At 44.9% G+C, this 18,165-nt stretch carries 17 protein-coding genes; 9 read left to right on the top strand and 8 right to left on the bottom strand.

The window, feature by feature from the left end; all coding sequences use genetic code 11:
* The first annotated feature begins 23 nt into the window (after positions 1-23).
* Positions 24-1,799 carry a DUF505 domain-containing protein gene (locus tag TRQ2_RS09235; protein WP_012311346.1) on the top strand — a complete coding sequence of 592 codons (1,776 nt, stop codon included), beginning with the start codon at positions 24-26 and terminating at the stop codon, positions 1,797-1,799.
* Positions 1,800-1,832: 33 nt separating this feature from the next.
* Here the strand turns inward: TRQ2_RS09235 and gdhA are convergent, their stop codons facing one another.
* Positions 1,833-3,083, bottom strand: coding sequence for a glutamate dehydrogenase (gene gdhA / locus TRQ2_RS09230; protein ID WP_012311345.1), 1,251 nt, complete (start codon positions 3,081-3,083; stop codon positions 1,833-1,835).
* A 147-nt stretch (positions 3,084-3,230) separates the two neighbouring features.
* On the opposite strand from gdhA, the gene TRQ2_RS09225 reads away from it, so the two are divergent.
* The gene (locus TRQ2_RS09225; RefSeq protein WP_012311344.1) at positions 3,231-3,650 is read left to right on the top strand and encodes a hypothetical protein; all 420 of its coding nucleotides are present in this window, start codon (positions 3,231-3,233) and stop codon (positions 3,648-3,650) included.
* Here the strand turns inward: TRQ2_RS09225 and TRQ2_RS09220 are convergent.
* The 5 genes from TRQ2_RS09220 to TRQ2_RS09200 all read right to left on the bottom strand — a co-directional run bounded on the left by TRQ2_RS09220 (position 3,630) and on the right by TRQ2_RS09200 (position 10,929).
* Positions 3,630-4,511: a DMT family transporter gene (locus tag TRQ2_RS09220; protein WP_012311343.1), complete on the bottom strand. Its 882-nt coding sequence runs from the start codon at positions 4,509-4,511 to the stop codon at positions 3,630-3,632. The two genes, TRQ2_RS09225 and TRQ2_RS09220, sit on opposite strands and share 21 nt — an antisense overlap.
* 73 nt (positions 4,512-4,584) lie before the next feature.
* Positions 4,585-5,679: a hypothetical protein gene (locus TRQ2_RS09215; protein WP_012311342.1), complete on the bottom strand. Its 1,095-nt coding sequence runs from the start codon at positions 5,677-5,679 to the stop codon at positions 4,585-4,587.
* On the bottom strand, positions 5,676-8,819 hold the full coding sequence (locus tag TRQ2_RS09880) for a hypothetical protein (RefSeq protein ID WP_012311341.1): 3,144 nt from the start codon (positions 8,817-8,819) through the stop codon (positions 5,676-5,678). Before TRQ2_RS09880 ends, TRQ2_RS09215 begins: the two co-directional genes overlap by 4 nt.
* A gap of 77 nt (positions 8,820-8,896) precedes the next feature.
* Positions 8,897-10,165, bottom strand: a complete 1,269-nt coding sequence (locus TRQ2_RS09205; protein ID WP_012311340.1) for an MFS transporter — start codon at positions 10,163-10,165, stop codon at positions 8,897-8,899.
* A gap of 2 nt (positions 10,166-10,167) precedes the next feature.
* Positions 10,168-10,929, bottom strand: a complete 762-nt coding sequence (locus tag TRQ2_RS09200) for a carboxylesterase (protein WP_012311339.1) — start codon at positions 10,927-10,929, stop codon at positions 10,168-10,170.
* Positions 10,930-11,026: 97 nt separating this feature from the next.
* Here TRQ2_RS09200 and TRQ2_RS09195 point away from each other — a divergent pair, with 97 nt between their 5' ends.
* The 6 genes from TRQ2_RS09195 to TRQ2_RS09165 all read left to right on the top strand — a co-directional run bounded on the left by TRQ2_RS09195 (position 11,027) and on the right by TRQ2_RS09165 (position 15,653).
* Positions 11,027-11,557: a VanZ family protein gene (locus TRQ2_RS09195; RefSeq protein WP_012311338.1), complete on the top strand. Its 531-nt coding sequence runs from the start codon at positions 11,027-11,029 to the stop codon at positions 11,555-11,557.
* Positions 11,554-12,525 carry a hypothetical protein gene (locus TRQ2_RS09910; protein WP_012311337.1) on the top strand — a complete coding sequence of 324 codons (972 nt, stop codon included), beginning with the start codon at positions 11,554-11,556 and terminating at the stop codon, positions 12,523-12,525. The genes TRQ2_RS09195 and TRQ2_RS09910 overlap by 4 nt, the downstream gene beginning before the upstream one ends.
* Before the next feature lie 115 nt (positions 12,526-12,640).
* A complete protein-coding gene (locus tag TRQ2_RS09985; protein ID WP_012311336.1) occupies positions 12,641-13,288 on the top strand; it encodes a hypothetical protein in 648 nt (215 codons plus the stop codon).
* Positions 13,289-13,370: 82 nt separating this feature from the next.
* Positions 13,371-14,252 carry an ABC transporter ATP-binding protein gene (locus TRQ2_RS09175; RefSeq protein ID WP_004080497.1) on the top strand — a complete coding sequence of 294 codons (882 nt, stop codon included), beginning with the start codon at positions 13,371-13,373 and terminating at the stop codon, positions 14,250-14,252.
* Complete coding sequence (locus TRQ2_RS09170; protein ID WP_004080494.1) at positions 14,249-15,040, top strand: ABC transporter permease subunit; 792 nt, start codon at positions 14,249-14,251, stop codon at positions 15,038-15,040. Before TRQ2_RS09175 ends, TRQ2_RS09170 begins: the two co-directional genes overlap by 4 nt.
* A 10-nt stretch (positions 15,041-15,050) precedes the next feature.
* Complete coding sequence (locus tag TRQ2_RS09165) at positions 15,051-15,653, top strand: TetR/AcrR family transcriptional regulator (RefSeq protein ID WP_010865247.1); 603 nt, start codon at positions 15,051-15,053, stop codon at positions 15,651-15,653.
* 24 nt (positions 15,654-15,677) lie between these two features.
* Here the strand turns inward: TRQ2_RS09165 and TRQ2_RS09160 are convergent, their stop codons facing one another.
* The gene (locus TRQ2_RS09160) at positions 15,678-15,920 is read right to left on the bottom strand and encodes a glutaredoxin family protein (protein WP_004080491.1); all 243 of its coding nucleotides are present in this window, start codon (positions 15,918-15,920) and stop codon (positions 15,678-15,680) included.
* Positions 15,921-16,064: 144 nt separating this feature from the next.
* Here TRQ2_RS09160 and TRQ2_RS09155 point away from each other — a divergent pair, with 144 nt between their 5' ends.
* The gene (locus TRQ2_RS09155; RefSeq protein WP_004080490.1) at positions 16,065-17,174 is read left to right on the top strand and encodes an MFS transporter; all 1,110 of its coding nucleotides are present in this window, start codon (positions 16,065-16,067) and stop codon (positions 17,172-17,174) included.
* Here the strand turns inward: TRQ2_RS09155 and TRQ2_RS09150 are convergent.
* Positions 17,149-18,156, bottom strand: a complete 1,008-nt coding sequence (locus TRQ2_RS09150; protein WP_012311335.1) for a mannose-1-phosphate guanylyltransferase — start codon at positions 18,154-18,156, stop codon at positions 17,149-17,151. The genes TRQ2_RS09155 and TRQ2_RS09150 overlap by 26 nt on opposite strands.
* Positions 18,157-18,165: the final 9 nt, after the last annotated feature.

Raw genomic sequence — 18,165 nt, 5'->3', positions numbered from 1 at the left:
TCGTATGAAAGGAGGTGGCAGTGATGATTGTAACAAAAAGACATGCAATCGTGCTGAAAAAGCTCTACGAGAAGGGAGAAGAGTTCAGCGTAAAGGGATGGGAGGACTTCGACAGAGAAACGCTGTGGCACCTTGAACTCGCTGGGCTGGTCAAACCCGTCGGTGTTGAGATGTACGATCTGACCTTTTCTGGTAGCATTCTTGGAGAACTCCTCATCGACATGATAAAAGAAGGTGTCTTGAAGAATCCTGAGGAATGGGACGACTCGTTCAGGTGGATCGGCTCGGAAGTCATTTCCATGATCAGATACTCCAAGCTAGCTCAGTCAAGGGTAAGAGGAGAAGTCACTAAAGCGCTTGAAGAGAGAGGGTTCGCGAAGGAAGGAAATCTCACACCTTACGCTTACACTCTCGATGAGATTTACCATGCGTCACATCCCAGACTGGTCGTGAACTCGAAAGTTGCGGAGTACCTGAGAAAGATGGTGGAGGGTCCGGGGGAGTCCAGCACGCTTCCTGTGGGAGGAGATGAACTTCTCCAGCTTGAAGCGATGAGGATGATAGCCTTCTCTGTTCCAAGGTCTGATGTTTACGCCCTCACAGGACTAGGACAGCAGATCAGAGCGGCACTCAGAAAGGGTCTTGTTGTGACGGATGAACTGATTCTCGACGAACTCATTCTGGACACCGTCGCGAAGGCTTACGAAGGGAATCAGTTGAGTGATTTTGAAAGAAACGCACTTCTCGAAAGAGGCCTCATCGACTGGACGGGAGAGCTTCACCCATTGGCGGAGCATCTCTACCTTGCGTGGAAGATATACAAAAAGGGTCCTTACCTCATGACCCCCGCTTTCCAGATCTCGGAGGACGAAGCGAGGCTCCTGGAAGTGATCGTCAAGCTCTGGAAGAGGCATGAAAAGGAAGATGATGTCTTCCCAGAACCAAAGCAGATAGAGAAGGCAGTGGACTGGGAGTGGAAGAGAAAGGATCTCACCGTGAAGCTTGCACTCTACAACCTTGAAGGTTTTGGCCTTTTGAAATCGAGGGAACACAGACACGGAGCAAGGAGGACGCTCGTTTACGAGTTGACCAGCTATGGTGAAGAAGTGCTTGAAGATCAGAGAAAGAACCTCAGGAGTGTCACGGCTGTCGGTGTGAAATCAATCACTATGACGAAGAAAGAATTCGCAGCTCCAAACGTGGAATGGTATGAACAGGCAAGAAAAGAAGGTCTTGTCAGCGATGCTGCTCCCACTTCTTCTGGTCGCCTCTACGCGAGGCTTTCTGTCGAAGCCGAGAGAAGACCGCTCATAACGAACACAGAAATGAAGGTTCTCAGAAAGGTTCCGTACAAAGCGGGTGTTTTCATCGAAGATATGAATCTTTCAGAGGAGGAAAGAATTGCGCTCGACAGTCTCGAAGCGAAGAATCTGGTGGAGATTTTGCCCACAGACGTTGTCACGCTCACAGAAGCGGGTCAGCTCATGAAGAGAGCTCTCTCTGCTGTTTCTGATGATGTGGAAGCACCGGTGACACCCCTTGTGATCAGACTTCTTCAGGCTATAAGAACGCACGGCGGACTTCAGATGAAGGAGAAAAGGATCAGGATAAACCCGGAGAGCTGGAAAGTCGTAGAAAAAGAACTCGGTGTTGATCCGGAGACCTTCGATGATACAGTCAACCTCGCCAGAATATCTAAATTCATCACAGAAAACGCGTTGACAGAAGCGGGAGTGGCACTACTTCAGGCTGTGGATGAACTGGCAAGAAAAGAGTATCCGTGGGTTGAAGTTCGATGAATACAAAGCCCCACCGGGAAGGTGGGGCTTTTTTCAGGGATAGATACCTCTCTTTTTCGTGGCGTACGCAACTCGATCGATCGCAAGAATGTAGGCAGCTGTTCTCATATCGACATTGTATTTCTCCTTTACTTTCATAACGTCGTTGAATGCTCCTTTCATCATCTTTTCAAGGGCGTTTCTCACCTGATCCAAATCCCAGAAGAAGCTTTGAAGGTCCTGAACCCATTCGAAGTAAGAAACCGTAACTCCACCGGCGTTGGCGAGTATGTCTGGTACCACAAGGATTCCTCTTCTGCTCAGGATTTCGTCGGCTTCAGGTGTTGTGGGACCGTTTGCTCCTTCCACCACGGCTTTTGCCTTTATTCTTTCCGCATTTCCAGCGTGGATGGCACCTTCCAAAGCTGCAGGGACGAGAACGTCAACATCCAGTTCCAGAAGTTCTTCGTTGGTTATTCTCTCACCCTTCGGATATGTGACGACCGTTCCGTGTTCTTTTTTGTATCTGATCAGCTCCTCCACGTCGAACCCCTCGGGATTGTAGATACCGCCTCTGCTGTCGCTCACCGCAACGACTTTCGATCCGAGTTCTTGAGAAATCAAAAGAGCGGCGAACTGACCCACGTTTCCAAATCCCTGAACGGCAACTGTTGCTTTCTTTGGATCTATTCCCAGAACATCCATTGCAAGCCCTGCACACACCTTAACACCACGACCCGTGGCTTCTTCACGACCCTTTGATCCTCCCAGTTCCACGGGTTTTCCTGTTACAATTCCCAAAACGGTGTGACCCACGTTCATACTGTATGTATCCATGTACCACGCCATCACGTCTGCGTTCGTGTTCACATCTGGTGCAGGTATGTCGTTGTACGGGCCTATTATCACCTGAATCTCTGAGAAGAACCTTCTTGAGAGTCTTTCAAGCTCGTTTCTTGAGAGTTTCTTTGGATCTACCCTGACTCCTCCCTTCCCTCCACCGAAAGGCAGATTCATCACAGCAGTCTTCCATGTCATCCAGAATGCGAGGGCTTTCACCTCATCGAGTGTGACATCGGGGTGGTACCTGATACCACCTTTGGCTGGACCTCTCGCAACGTTGTGCTGCACACGGTATCCGGTGAAGACTTCGACGTGGCCGTCATCCATTCTCACTGGGAATTCAACGATCAAAACACGTTTTGGTCTTCTGAGAACCTCTGCAAGGTCTGATTCCAGATCCATGAGTGATGCGGCACGGTTGAATTGTTCGACTGCCATTTCGTAGAGGCTTTTCTCCGGCATACATTTCCCCCCTCGAACAGAAGTATGCGATATAAACCATATCGTTACCTATTATATCATTTTTGGAAACAAAAATAAAAATTTCATGAAAAATTTCTTGAATTCTGTGACCAAAAGGGTTTAGTATATAGCCGGAGGTGATGTGAGATGTATAGAGATAAAATTGCAAAAATTATCGGCACTGTCTTTTCGACACTGACAGTACTTCCACTTGCGATTCCTGTCTTTCTCTCGTTGTTGGTTCTTGTGATGAGGGGAAAATTTCTCTACGATTTTCTCATGCCGGCGGAGCTCTTCGTTTTCACACTGGTGGGAGGTTTGGGTGTTGTAGTTGTCCTTGCACTGATGAAAAAAGATTTCAGAAGGTTGGCAGTGGCCCTTTCGCTGGCGCTTCTCAATCTGATCGTTTCACAAGTCTATGCCAACGTAAGTGGACTTGCACATGGAAACACTGAACTTACAGGAACGCATCTGTTCATTGTGAGCACATTCATCGTTCTTTACCACTTCTTTGCCTTCCTGGTGGTGTTTGAAAGTTTTAGATCGTTAAAGTTTCTGCGCTCTTGATAGCCTTTTATAACTCCTTCTGAGACTCATGATTATCAGAGAAGATATTATCAATCCCATCCCTGCAATCTGTTGAGTGCCAACCGTTTCGTTTCTGAAAACAACCCCCGCTATCACAGAAACCACCGTTGTGAAGTTGGAGAAGAGGGTGGTGAAGATGGGAGACATTTTCCTTATGGCGTAGTTGAGGAGGAAAAACGCGACGGTGGAAGAGAGAACACCGAGATACAGGGCACCGATTACCACATGAACGTTGAACACCGGTCTGAAATCGCCCGTTGAAAGACTCAAAAGGGTGAAGAAAACTGCTCCGGTCATCATCATGAAGAAGGTGATTTCAGTTGGCGTGAACTCCTTTGAAAACTTTCTCGAGAACACACTGTACATCGCTCCAGAGAGAACGGCGAGGAGCATGAAGACTTTCCCGGCGATGTTTCCCGGTGTGATGTTGAAACCAACTATAAATGAAACTCCAAGAAAACCCATTCCCACAAGAAGGTAGTGAAGAAGATCTCCCTTTTCTTTGAGAATGAAAGGAGCAAGGAGGTTGACAACAACTGGGATCAGGGCGATTATCATACCGGCTTCTGAGGAGTTCACTCTTTGAAGACCGTACGTTTCGAAAAGAAAGTAAAGCACAGGCTGGAACAGGACGAGTTTCCAGAGCTTCCAGTAGGGTTTCTTTCCAAGCTTCACAGCACCAGTTATCAAGAGGAGAAGGTAAGAGAGAAAAGCCACGATGAATCTCAATGAAAGAAAAGTCAGGGGAGTTACATAATCGAGAGCGTTCTTCGTGAAAAGAAAAGAAAGTCCGAATATCGTGGAATAAGCAAGACCTGAAAGAAGAACTCTTAGATCCATGTTATACCTCCAGCGTTTTTGTCTGTGATGGCATCACAGTTGAAATTTTACTATAAGAAATTCGAAAAGCTAACTACCATTCCACAGAGATTCTCTGGACCATTATTCCGCGATAATAATTGTACGCGGTGAAGCCAAGAAGGTAAAAGATGTGCAACCTGTTGTTTTCATGTATCAGATTTATGCTCCAGGGAACAGGAAATATCCTCTTTTCTCCAATCTCGAAATAGTCAAGGCTCTCAAGGCCGTACTTTTCCATGATGGCCTTTGTGAGGTCGAAGGTCTTTTTCAATTTTCCATCCAAACCGATTTCGATAACGACGGTGTGGGACGTTGAGTAATCTAAGCCCAGAGTGAAAAAAGAATCATCCGTGTGACCGAGAACCGGATATCCACCGCCACCGCTTGGTATGGAGAAAGGAATCTTCACCGTTCTTTTCCTCTTCTTTTTTCCGAACTCGTAAACGGTCATCTCTCTGTTCATCCATCCTTCAGCTCTGTAGTACTTTCCGTTTGCGAAAAAGTCCGGAAGATAATCCAGCTTGAACTGTTTTCCTTTCTCAGAGAGAGAACCTGAATAAGAGAACACCTGACAGAGGTAAGCAGAGGAATGTCCAGAACCGATGCTCTTGTAGGCAAGAAATTCTACTCCTGATTCGCTCGCTTCGTTGATCAGAAAATTCTCGAAATCCAGTTCTTTCTCATCGAGAATGTTTCCTTCCTTGTCGATTCTCATCAGATATAGAAAATTCTCTCCATCGAGCCCGACACTTCCGAGAAACAGAAAGTCGTTGTTGAGACTGTACAGTTCTCCATGGTAGAGCGATACATCTTCATAAGGAATGTTCCAGATGTTGTTGTAGGTTGGTTCTCTGTAATCCCAGACATTGGAGTCGATTTTTCTGTACCTCACGATGAAACCATCTCCGCTTGCCCGCCTGTAAGCGTATATCTCGAGAATGTTCTCTCCATCAATGATGGCATCTTCAACGTAGTTGTAGTTGTTCCCGATGTAACACAGATCCACTCCTTCGAACGAAACGGATTCTTTCGACACAGATCCCACAAAAACCAAAAATTTCCCGGAATCGAATCTAACTTTGTCGATGCTCTGAGTGAAGAGCACAGCCGAGAAAAGAACAAACAGGATCAAAATACCCCTCTTCACTGCTTTGTCACCTCCTCGAGATACGCTTGAAGTTCAGAGGTGGTTCTGTTCCACTCTTCGTAGAGATCCGGGTGTGTGACGTCCAAACGTCTCAAGAGCCAGTCTTTGATTTCTTCTGGCACTTTTGCTCCCACGGCAGCGAACGGATCTGTCATGATTTTCTTCTGTATCTCTTCTTCTTTCCTCTTTCTTTTCATTCTGCTAATTTTTTTGAGGGAATCTATTTCCGACATTATTCCGGATTTGTAGCTCGGGAGGACTTTTATTGTGGCTTCGACCAGGTGATTCTCGAGAATAGCACTGGGATCTCGAATCTCGTAACCTTCCCTTGTTGGATCGTCAGTGATTCTTCTGAGATAGTTGTTGAGGATGTACTCCTGATTTTTTCTGTTTCTCTGTGAGAGCCATCTCAGAAAGTCATAGGTTGGATATGTTTTTTGAACTGTTCGACCGTCTTTGTTTATGTATGAGTAAGACAGTACGCTGGTTTTGAAGGGATCTTCCTGTTTGTAGGCTTCGTATAGATCTGTCCATTCGTCTATAATTGCGTTGAATTCCTCTACGGTGTCAAACGAAGACAGGCTGTAGAGTCTTTCGAGTGTTTTTCTCAATCTGTCTCCTTCCGGATCTTCTCCTTCTAGTTTCTCCCTGAGCCGAAAGAACTTTTCCAAAAGTTCAGGAACGTTTTCCAGTTCACGTGAAATCCCTATGCTCTTGTACGGAAAATTTTTGTCGAAGAAGTCGATCGAATAGCGATAATAATTACCGACCAATCTGTAGTTCTTGTCAACTTTCAGGTCGTTGTCTGTCAAAGAGATGTAATAGTGAAAAACGTGATACTGTTGTATTTGTTCTCGAGTCTTTCTCACGGCTTGGTTGAACGCTTCAGATCGCTCTGCGAGCTCTTCTTCTTTCAGAAACTCCTGGAGAGTTCTGGCTGCTATCTCGTCGATTCCGATCGCTCCAAGATGCTCGTTTTCTCTCAGATAAAAGAGGTTAATGCCGTCGTATTTCATCAGCTCTGTCAGATGATGAACGTACTCGGGTTTGAATTCTTCAATACTCCTTTTTATCTCATCGCCCTGTTTCATCAGAAGATTCCATTGATCGACAAGTGTATTGTAAATCTCCGCCTTTTTGTAGGTATTGTTCACCAGAGCTAAAAAGGTATCGAGATATTCTTCGGTTTTGATTTCCATACTCTCCAGATCGTTCAGTCTGCTCATCGCTTCATCGATTTTCTCCTGAATTTTCCCTATCAATTGTGAAGTTTTCATGATCAGATGAGTCTCGAAAAGAATATCGAGTGCGATCTTTTGATCAACATTCTTTCTGAGTTCTTCTGCTTGCTCTAAAATTTCCGAGAATCTGTTCAGAATTCCTTCAAGATTGCTTTTCATTTCTTCTATTTCTTTCTGGAGGTCTTCTTTTGCCTGTACGACGTACCTGTAGTAGGCCGGTATGACCGCTCCCTTATCGAGTGTTCTGGAAGAGATGTGTTCAAGGTTTCGAGCGTTGTAAGTGATTTTCCCCCATTCCGAATCGATTTCCTGAAACTTCCGGTTCAGGGAGGAGAATTCGTCGTCGAGACTTTCGAAGAGAAATTCCTCGTCCGTGAGTCTGTATTCATCACCTATGAATTTTCGCGAATACGAGATGACTTCAAAAGAAGACCGAGCGAGTGGGTTAGCGTGAAAAGCGTAGAAGGCTTCCTCCAGTTTTTTCCGAAGTACCTTCACGGCGTTTGGATCATCCACATTCTCGAGGAATTCTTTCTTTAATTCTTTGAGGTACGCACTGTACTCTTCTTCACTTTCGAATTGTATTTTGGACATCTTCGGTTCATCCAACACGATTTCGCCGGACGATGGAACAAACGTTTCGTAAACCATCAGATGTGTTTTTGTGGCAGAATCGACTATCTCGGCTTCCACCCTTATTTCTTCGTCCAGGGTTAAAACCAGGTCTGACAGAGAGAAAGAAGGAGAGTTCTCAACGTGAAGATCTGTTTTTTGAGTCTTGATCGTGACCGTGGCAGATTTGACCTCCTCAGGAAGTTGAACGCGAAGATTTTTCACAATTTCCCTCTTGTAAGTGGGAGTTATGTTGACGGTTTTAACGTAATAGGTGCTCTTCTTGTCTGAAAGCCACGGATCGTATCTTGAGAAGAGATCTTTCTCATCGAGTACCTTTGTGTAAACAGTGTTGCCTTTGAGATCTTTCAAAACGATGGTGATCTGTCTTGATTTCATATCTTTCAGTGAAGAAGAGATCTTGTGTTCTTTCCGTACCTGTGCACTCAGGTTGAGTTCGGGAACTGTGAGAACGAACATTTCAGGGCTGTTGATTTTTAGAGTGATGTTCACGGTGCTTTCTGAGAGAAAGTAGTTCAGCGCTTCTTTTTTTCTCTTGAGAACGTATTCCGCTCCACGTTTGAAAAGTTCCCTCCTCCACTGTGTGATCCAGAAGTGCTTGACTTCGTCTACTGTGTACGCTTTGTAGGAGAAGTTCAAATACAGCTTTTTCAGTTTCTCATACCAGGGTTTGGATGCGAAGTCGAGTTCGTTCAAAACCTTGTTTCCCACGTTGTAGAGTCCGTGCTTCATTCCCTCGTTTACGAATATGTCTTCAAGGAAATCTCTGACTTCGATGGAATCATCTGTCTCCAACCATCTTTTGAAATCCTCTCCCTTGAAAGCGAGCGGATCTTCCTCGAGGATTTTTTCCAGTTCTTTCATCTTCAAATTCACAAATTTCTGCGAAGACTCTTGTATTCTCTGATCGAAAACGTACTTTTCCACTTTGTCCCAGAAAGGCTGGGAGAAGCTTAGAACGGTGAGCATTGTGTTGACGTAAGGAATCAGGTTCACAATCTGGGAGACGCCTACTTTTGAGAAATTTTCGAAAGCCTTGTCGTAATTTCCTTCTTTCAAGTAAGAGATTCCTTCACTGACATCGAGAACATCGAGAAAATTGGAGGCTCCTGAAACAAAGAAGCTGTACTCCTCAGCGGGTATTTTGAGAAGACTCGCAAAATCCTTTGCCATTCCAAAATCGTTTCTGACCTCCTGGTAAGTGGGAATTTGAGCAACGGAAAGGGAGGCCACAAGAAGCAATGGAAGGATAACGAATCTAAACACCTTATAAACATCTCCCTTTGATTGAGATAACTCAGTATATCATTTTTAACTGCTGTTTGTCAAAGAAAAGCAGAGATTCATCTTGTCTGGGAATTCTTGGCAAGTTCTATCATGGTCTTCTGAAGCCTTTCCACGTCTTTTGCAAAGTAAAAAACCAGAACGAAAAGCAGCACCGCACAGATAAGCCAGAAGTACGCGGAGACCTTCAAGGCAGCCCCAAGAGATCCAAGTGCAACGGACATCACTCCTCCCGCGAATTTTCCAAATCCCGTTCCGAGCGAATCAGTGAGGTTGAATATGGAGAATATTCTTCCCCTCTCCTGGGGTTCGTTGACGTTCAAGAGCATGAACTTCACGTTCGGGCCCGTGAGGCTCGCGGTGAAAGAAGCAACGAAACCAAGTAACATGAGCACGAGAAGACTTCCTGTGTAGTCCAGGGTCATAACAGTGAAGAAAGTTCCAAGAGCGGTTGTGATCGAGCAAAACAGCGGTAGGAATGGTCTGGATTTCGCGTAGATGTTTGCTCCCCACAGCCCTCCAAGGATGATCCCCACGATATTTCCAAGACCGAACACGAGGAAAACGAGGGTGGCCGTCTCCACCGAAAGACCTCTTTCTCTTCTGAAGAATTCCACGAGAAAATAAGGAATGGCACCCCAGGGAATCGTCCCTGCTATGCCCTGAAAGAACAGAAGAAGATTCGTTTTCACCTTCACGAGTTTTGCGTAATCAGAGAGTTTTGGCGCTTTCGGGTACTCATACCCAGATTGAACGAGCTCTCCAATTCCTTTTTCAAAAGCACCTCTTCTTGGTTCTTTCAGAACGAAAATGGATAAAATCGCAAGGGCGATGTTTGGAACAGAAACCACGATGAAGGGAACTCTCCAGCCGTATTTCGGTCCCAAAAAGCCTCCAACGATCATTCCAAGAACACTTCCTATGGAGATCGCAGAAGATATGAGAGCCACGACTTTTCCTCTCTTCACTTCGTCGAACATGTCTCCTATCATCGAATAAACGATGGGAAAGGACGCTCCCACACCTATTCCGGTGAGTGCTCTCCAGAAAAAGAGTTCACCGTAAGAATGAGAAAATGCGCTCATGAGACAGGGAATCTCACCGACAAGAATGGAGTAGATGAGCAGGTTTTTTCTGCTGTATCTGTCGGCGAGGTACCCCCATACGAGACTCACAAGGGCTCCTATCACCGTGAAAGACGAAGCAACGAGACCTATCTGAGCATCCGTGATGTTGAATTCCTGTTCTATCGCTCCTATGTTTGGAGACATCACCATCTGATCCGCGTTCAGTAGAACCATGAGAATCAGAATGAATATAACTGCCATTTTCATTCCCCCTTCAGCCACTCGATAACTGCTCTGGTGACATCTTCCTTTTCCACATCGTTGCTCAGAACGTGACCGGATTTTTCAAAAACAAGAAGCTTCCTCTTTTCTGATCTGATGTTGTTGTATATGAACTCGGCTGCCTTCATGGGAACCATGTTGTCGTTTTTTGCCGCGACGACGAGAGTGTCTGATGTGATCTTTGAAACACTCTTTCTTGCCAGTTTCATGAGTTTGTAAAGCTCAGCTGCCTGTTTTGGCCAGTTGTAAGACCAGTACTCTTTTCTCAGGTATTCGATGTCCGGGTCTTCGTACTTTTCTATGTTTTCACGAGGCATCTTCTTCGTAAACAACTTCAGAATCGGTGTGAGAACTATTCTTTTGTCGAACACATGAGTTGCTGCAGCCAGTGTAACGAGTTTAGGAGGATTCATCTGAGATGCGAGTATCAAAGCAATCACACCACCCATGGAAAGTCCCACCACATAGACTCTATCGCATATGGCTTTTAAATCGTAATATGCATCGAAGGCGCGTCTCAGCCAGTCTCGAGCGGTTGTCGTCAGAAAATCCTCACCGCAGGTTCCGTGTCCTGGAAGTCTCGGAACAGAAACAGTAAAGCCGGCTCTGTTTACCTCCTTTGCCATGTACTCGAAATCGTGTGGAGAGCCGGTGTATCCATGGATGAATAAAACACCTTCGTTTCCTCCCTCAAGAAAGATCGGAAGCGACTTCTTCACAGTTTTACATCGTGGAAAATTCATAGGAGCACCCCCTGTTGAGTTTTTGAATACAACAATATTTTAACATTTAGTTATTAGGAATATGAAACGATGGTAGAATTCCTGTTGAGGTGGTAGGATGAAAAGGTCTTTTCTGGTTCTAACCCTAATACTGATGTGGATCGGTCTTGTTTTTTACTTTTCATCGCAGCCTCCCGATGTTTCTGGAAGGCAGTCCGGAAACGTCTATAAATTCCTCAAAAAGGTAGATAACGTTCTCGACTTCACCCAGACGAGATGGTACAAAAATTTGAGATCCCTACTCGAAAAATGGTGGTTCCCTGACAAGAAGCCAACGGGGGAAGATCTTGTCAGAAAATCAGCCCATTTTGGACTTTACTTTATAATGGGTATTCTTTCTTTCGTATTCAGTTATACTTATCTTAGAAAGTATGTGTTTTCTATTTTGATGGGAACGTCTCTACCTACATTGATAGCCGTTCTCGATGAGTACAACCAGATTTTTCACAACAGAGGATCTTCACTGTACGATGTGTTCATAGACATGAACGGTGCCCTGTTTGGAGTGGTGATTGCCCTTCTGACGCTGGTTGTTGTGAGGTTGATCACCCGAGCGTACAATGTCCGCCGGGGAGGGGGGATAGTATGAAAAAATTTGTGATGTTGTTAGTGGTTCTTGTCCTTGTCTCGTGTTTCGCCCAGGTGCCAGACTTTCTCTTTTCTTCAAAATATCCCATTCCTGAATGGGTTAGGCCGGGTCTTGTGGTTGTCTACCAGCACGAGGGAGGTACTCAGTCCGGAGAAAGTGCTCTCTACGCAACTGGCTACAGAATTTTGATAGTAACGGATGTTCAAAACAACGTATCTTATGGAATAGGCATCACATTACTCATTCATCCAACTGATTACTCTATCATGTTTACTTCGGAGCTGAATCCCGTTCCGGTGTTCGTCCATCCTCAGGAGATTCAGGACGCACTCGACAACGCAGATGTATATGAAGGAACGGTTGTACAGGGTGGACGTGATATAGACAACTCTATCTGGATAGAAATCGCAGACAACTTCTCATCGACGGCCGTGTGGATTTCAGAGGATGGTCTTGTTAAGAGATATCAATTTCTTGAAAGACAGAATCAGGGATCAGGTGTCGTTCGAGGAGAATATTTGACACACTTCTACATCGACTGGCCTGATGAGGATTTTCCACCTGTGGCCCAGGAGAATCACACCTACAATATTTACTCTGCAGCGTTTGGTTTCATGGCTCTTCAGGGTAGTGTGAGCAGTGAATTTTTAGGGGTCCAGGGAAATATCGCAAGATACAGCGCCACGTACAGCATGGGAACTGCGTTTCCACAGAAAGCAGAATTGATAGGATTTCCTTCGATAGGGCCGTTCTACATACACCCCGATCTTTTGAAGAGGGATGTGGTTCTGGAAATACCCGACATCGGCTTTGTCTGGCAGAATGAACCCGGCAGCTACGGTGTGGATTCTGTCATCTACTTCAACGGTCAGGAATGCTACAGGGCATCATGCTACGAGAACGGCCTCGCTGCAGAGATAAAGACTGTCCAGATGGGTCTTGTTATCGTTCAACAGCTTGTTGAATGAGAAAGGATGAAAGTGAAAATAGCTGGCTGGAATATATTAGCCAGTATCCGGAGCTTTTTGAAAAAAATAAAGTGGGACTGCAGAAGGTACGGAATGAACTGGGAAAGATTCACAGGTGTTCTTTGCAAATATAAACACGAAGTATCTTGAACTAGCTCACAGAAATTTACTGGACATTATTCCCAGTATTGAACGAAGGATCAAAGATTATTTTGAAATTGACGATTACAACATAGTCATTTACGTTGGACTAGAAAATGGTGCTGGCTGGGTAACAGATTTTATGAGAAAGCCTTCCATTCTTTTTGGACTGAAAGCAATTGTTAATCTCGAATGGATCGATAAACTCGAGGGATTAATTGCTCATGAATTTGGCCATCTGGTTCATTGGTCTTTGAGAAGAGAAAACATGGAAGAGCTCGAAAACGACGAGAAGTTCTGGCTCTATACAGAAAGATTCGCCCAAAGGATCGAAGATTTGATAGTTGGAAGACCATGGCATTTTGAGGAAGATGAATGGTTCGATTGGTGTGAAGAAAACGAGGCTTTACTCAAACAGGAATTTTTGAGAAGAATAGGAGAAAAAGAACCCCTGAATCCATTCTTTGGTTCGTGGTATGAGCTTTTTGAGAAACAGTTCCTGGGTTACTATCTCGAGTACAAATTCATTCGCTGGCTTGAGGATGAGCTTTCACTCGAGAGGATAGCAAAACTGAAAAGGGAAAAGATCGAGAGTAAAATTTTAGAGTTTCTTCGATTATGAATGCTTTCAATTCAGGAGATTTACCTTACTTGATTTTATTTTGTTATAATTTGACTGACCAGTCAATCAGGGAGGTGTTAAGGTGTCGGTAGTTGAGGTGAGAGATCTCACCAAGTACTACGGAAAGTCCAGAGGAGTGGAAGGTGTAACTTTCTCAGTTGAAGAAGGAGAGATATTCGGCTTCATCGGACCGAACGGTGCGGGGAAGACAACTACCATAAGGCTTCTCCTCGGTTTGATCTTTCCGGATTCTGGTCTGGCAGAGATTTTTGGGAAAGACGTCCTGAAAGAAGGAAAAGAAATCAGAAAGAACGTTGGCTACATTCCAGGTGAGGTGAGCTTTTACCCGGAAGTGACTGTGGAGGAATTTCTCAGGTACTCCGCCAGTTTCTATGAAAAGGTAGACTGGGATTATGTGAAGGAACTCTGCGGTGTTTTTTCGCTCGACACGAAAAAACGTATCAAGGAACTCTCCATGGGAAACAAAAAGAAAGTGGCTATCGTTCAGGCTTTGATGCACAGACCGAAACTTCTCATCCTGGACGAGCCCACGAATGGCCTCGATCCTATCGTTCAAAACACCTTCTTTGAAATTTTAAAAAACGAGAAAGAAAAAGGTACGACCGTGTTCTTTTCCTCGCACATATTAAGTGAGGTAGAAAGACTTTGCGATCGCGTTGCGATGATAAAGGATGGGAGAATCATCAGGGTGGAAAAGGTGGAGAATCTCAAAGGGGAAAGATACAAGGTGGTCCGTGTCAAAGGTGAAAATCTGGAAAAACTGAAAGATCTGGCTGAAGTGAATCGACTGAAGTTTGAAAACGGCACGGCGGAGTTTCTCTTTTCAGGAAACGTTGAAAGACTCCTCGAAATTCTTCGAAGTTTGAAACTGTCCGATTTCTGGGTGGAAGAACCTTCTCTTGAAGAGATATTCATGTCCTACTATCGGGAGGGAGAAGAATGAACATATTCAGGTGGGATATGAAGAGGTACATGAAGAGCACGATCGCTTGGACGGTCGTTCTCATTCTCCTTCAGCTCATGTACGCTGCGTTCTATCCGAGTATGGCAAAGGAGACAGAGTTCATAACGAAGTGGATGAAAGTGATGCCTAAGGCGTTCGTGAAGCTCTTCGGACTGGAAGACATGGACTTTTCCAACATCATGAACTACCTTGCCATGGTGTCCAGTATCTACGTGACACTCGTTGGAGGGGTTTTCGCTTCTTTGGTGGGTGTGAGGAGTGTTTCAAGAGAAGAAAACGAAAAGACCGTTGAGTTCCTCCTTTCGAAACCGGTTTCGAGGTTCGAAGTTGTGATCTCAAAGTTTTTCTCATCTCTGGTACACGTTCTCATTTTCGATGCGCTTCTGTTCAGCAGTTTGTTCATGTTTGCAAATATCTACAGTTCGAGCCCGGTTGAAGTAGAAAAATTTGTTGTCTTTGCTTTCAGTCAGGTGTTTCTTCACTTCACGTTGATGAACATTTCTTTCTTTGTGGGCACTTTGAGGTCAGACGGTGCGCTCTCTCTTGGGCTCGGTACAGTGTTCGTTCTATACGTTTTGAACATGATATCGAAGATCACGGACAAAGCGGAGTTTTTGAAGTATTTCACTCCGTTTTCCTATGCGGATCCTTCCACTGTTATAAGACACGGTTTTCCGGAATTCTCCGGTCTTTTCTTTGCGCTTGTGAACATAGCACTTCTGATCAGTTCGATCGTTTTGTTCTCGAAGAAAGACATTCTCGTGTGATGGAGGGATCGTGTTGTCGAAGAGGGATGCAATACTGAAGGCAGCGGTTGAGGTTTTCGGGAAAAAAGGTTACGATCGAGCCACAACAGACGAAATAGCAGAGAAAGCCGGGGTAGCCAAGGGTTTGATTTTTCACTATTTCAAGAACAAAGAAGAACTGTACTATCAGGCATACATGTCCGTTACAGAAAAGCTCCAGAAGGAGTTCGAGAATTTCCTTATGAAAAACAGGAATAGAGACATATTTGACTTCATGGAACGGTGGATAGAAAAGAAACTGGAGTACTCCGCTTCTCATCCCGAAGAAGCAGATTTTCTGATAACGCTCGTGAGCGTGGATGAAGGACTCAGGAAAAGAATACTTCTCGACCTCGAAAAATCACAGAGGGTCTTTTTTGACTTCGTAAGGGAAAAATTGAAAGATTTAGATCTCGCAGAAGATGTAACGGAGGAAATCGCTCTGAAATTTCTGATGTGGTTCTTTTCCGGATTTGAAGAAGTCTACCTGAGGACCTATCAAGGTAAGCCCGAACTGCTGAAAAGAGACATGAACACACTCGTTGAAGAAGTGAAGGTCATGCTCAGGATTTTGAAGAAAGGCATGACAAAATAATAAAGCGGGGGATTCCCCCGCTTTTTACGATATTCCAAGGAGTCTGTCGATTTTTGCCTTGTCGAATCCGATGACTATCTTGTTGCCGATCTCTATCACGGGAACTCCCATTTGTCCGGTCTTCTTCACCATGAGCTCGGCTTCTCTTGGATTTTTTGTTACATCGACTTCTTTGAACTTGAGCCCCAGCGATCTGAAGTATTCCTTCGCCTTCCTGCAGTACGGGCAGGTGGGAGTTGTGTAGATTTTGATTTTCAGGTGCTGCATCGCTTCACCTCCATTTTCTACTTTTTTAGTCCAAATTTATTCTATCACAGCTGACGGATCATTTCAATTAGTTCTCACAGAACTGAAAAGTTCAGGAAGCGAATCAATATGCTACAATTTCTTCTATGCAAAGGAGGGAGCTTTGTGCGGTACAGACTCATGTCGATAGAATTCTTCGTCTACGGCACGATGGCCGTTTATTCACTGTTGAGTCAGTTTCTGGCAAACGAAGAACTCTCGAAGTCTCAGATAGGGATCCTGATGGCTATCTTGCCGATCACATCACTCTACGCGAACCATCTGAATTTTGAAATCGCTTCCACCATAGGAAGGGTGAACTGGCTGAAAAGAGTGATTCTATTCGCTGGGATCCTTTTCTGGGGACTGTTTCTGTTCGATGAGTTCTACCTGAAACTCTTATTCATGGCTGTGTTCGCTTTTTTCTTTTCTGCAGTGACACCACTCTCCGAGTCTGTTATCGTGGACATCACATATCAGATGAAGATGAACTACGGCAGAATCAGATTGTTTGGAACCTTCGGTTTCTCTTTCACAGCTCTTTTAATGAGCGGACTCATCAGACTGGGCTTTGTCACGATATTCTGCACTTTCACTACCCTGATGTTTTTGACCTTCTTAATATTGAACCCAATGAAAGAAGTAGAACTCGGTGAAGAAGAAAAAAGAAAGAGTAAGAAACCTCTTCCCACTTTCTTCTGGCTTCTTCTTCCCGTTGTGATCTTTGGAATAGCAGCGAACAACTTCAATTTCGTTTTTCTGCCTGTTTTGATGAAGGAAAGAAACTACGACGTGTCTCTTGCGAGTATCGCCCTTTCTCTCATGGCCATCACAGAAACACCGTTCCTCCTGTGGGCCGATGAGATAGTGAAAAAGCTCGGTGTGGGATTCATGCTCGCTTCGGGTGTTTTCGTTGTGGGTCTCAGGAACCTGCTTGTGACCATGACAGGGTCTCCAGCTGCCTTGCTGATGGTTCAACTCCTGCAGGGATGGACCTACATAGTGATCTATTACTCCATGATGTTTCTCATTCGAACGTTCGGCTCCGCGAGGATCAGGGCACAAAAGTACTTCTGGGTCGCTATGGGAATAGGGCCATTCATAGGCTCATCGGTAGGTGGTGTGCTCGCAGAAAATCTTGGTCTTATCAATTCATACAGGATCCTCGGTTTGGTTCCTATGATTGTCTCTCTCTTTGTCTTTCTTTTCCTCAGGAAGTACGAAAGAGCTTCTTGACCACCTCTCTCACTTTTTGGGCATATTCTTCTTTGCAGATCAGAATTCCGTTCGGTGTATCGATCACGATCACATCAGAGAGCCCAACAACCGCTATGGGTTTGTTGTGGGTTTTCACAAAGACACGATCACTGTCCACGAGTATCACTTCGTCCGATTCTTCTGTGTATCCCTCTATTTCTCTCACAGAAGACCAGTTTCCCACGTCGGACCACTCGAAATCTGCCTTTACAACCCGCACTTTTTTCGATTTTTCCATAACTGCGTAGTCCACGCTGATTGAAGGTACTTTTTCGTAAGCTTTTTTGAGCTCTTCGAAATTTCTTGGATCGACATCCTTCAGATTTTCGTATATGGATGGTTCACACACCTTCACCTCTTCGATGAATTCTCTCGCTTTCCACAGGAACATACCGCTGTTCCAGAGAAATCTTCCGCTTTCGACGAATTTTTTGGCCATTTCGAGGTCTGGTTTTTCCCTGAACTGAGCGACTTTGTGAACTCCTTCTTCCAGTTCTTCCCCGATCTCTATGTAGCCGTACCCGGTTTCCGGCCTTGTTGGAACGATACCAAACGTGAAAAGACCATCGTACTTCTCCAGGGCATCGAGTGCTTTTTTCACCGTTTTCCAGAATTTTTTTGTGTCCGGTATTCTGTGATCCGCAGGTAGAACAAGCACCGGCTCATCGTCATCTGCCAGCTTTGTTCCTATGAAACAGGCTGGAGCGGTGTTTTTCTTCATCGGCTCTGCGATGATGTTTTCGTCTGGAAGCTCTGGAAGCTCTTTTTTCGTTCTCTCAACGTAGTCTTTGTGAGTTACGACGATCACGTCTTTTGGGTCCATTTCCTCCAGAACGCGCTCGAAAGTCCATCTTATGAGACTCTTGTTTCCGAAGAGTTTCAAAAACTGTTTTGGAGTCTCAGGAGTGGAAAGAGGCCAGAATCTCTCTCCAGATCCTCCTGCAAGAATCAGTGCTTTCATCACTTCACC

Origin of the sequence: Thermotoga sp. RQ2, assembly GCF_000019625.1 — a bacterium.
In the GTDB taxonomy this organism is placed as follows: Bacteria; Thermotogota; Thermotogae; order Thermotogales; family Thermotogaceae; genus Thermotoga; species Thermotoga maritima.
The sequence above is the reverse complement of the archived record's forward strand: the minus strand, read 5'-3'. Positions and strand labels throughout refer to the sequence as shown.

Excerpts from the sequence above, each read along its gene's own strand:
- TRQ2_RS09235 (WP_012311346.1), top strand. The coding sequence starts at position 24 with ATGATTGTAACAAAAAGACATGCAATCGTGCTGAAAAAGCTCTACGAG.
- gdhA (WP_012311345.1), bottom strand. The coding sequence starts at position 3,083 with ATGCCGGAGAAAAGCCTCTACGAAATGGCAGTCGAACAATTCAACCGT.
- TRQ2_RS09225 (WP_012311344.1), top strand. The coding sequence starts at position 3,231 with ATGTATAGAGATAAAATTGCAAAAATTATCGGCACTGTCTTTTCGACA.
- TRQ2_RS09220 (WP_012311343.1), bottom strand. The coding sequence starts at position 4,511 with ATGGATCTAAGAGTTCTTCTTTCAGGTCTTGCTTATTCCACGATATTC.
- TRQ2_RS09205 (WP_012311340.1), bottom strand. The coding sequence starts at position 10,165 with ATGGCAGTTATATTCATTCTGATTCTCATGGTTCTACTGAACGCGGAT.
- TRQ2_RS09200 (WP_012311339.1), bottom strand. The coding sequence starts at position 10,929 with ATGAATTTTCCACGATGTAAAACTGTGAAGAAGTCGCTTCCGATCTTT.
- TRQ2_RS09195 (WP_012311338.1), top strand. The coding sequence starts at position 11,027 with ATGAAAAGGTCTTTTCTGGTTCTAACCCTAATACTGATGTGGATCGGT.
- TRQ2_RS09910 (WP_012311337.1), top strand. The coding sequence starts at position 11,554 with ATGAAAAAATTTGTGATGTTGTTAGTGGTTCTTGTCCTTGTCTCGTGT.
- TRQ2_RS09170 (WP_004080494.1), top strand. The coding sequence starts at position 14,249 with ATGAACATATTCAGGTGGGATATGAAGAGGTACATGAAGAGCACGATC.
- TRQ2_RS09160 (WP_004080491.1), bottom strand. The coding sequence starts at position 15,920 with ATGCAGCACCTGAAAATCAAAATCTACACAACTCCCACCTGCCCGTAC.
- TRQ2_RS09150 (WP_012311335.1), bottom strand. The coding sequence starts at position 18,156 with ATGAAAGCACTGATTCTTGCAGGAGGATCTGGAGAGAGATTCTGGCCT.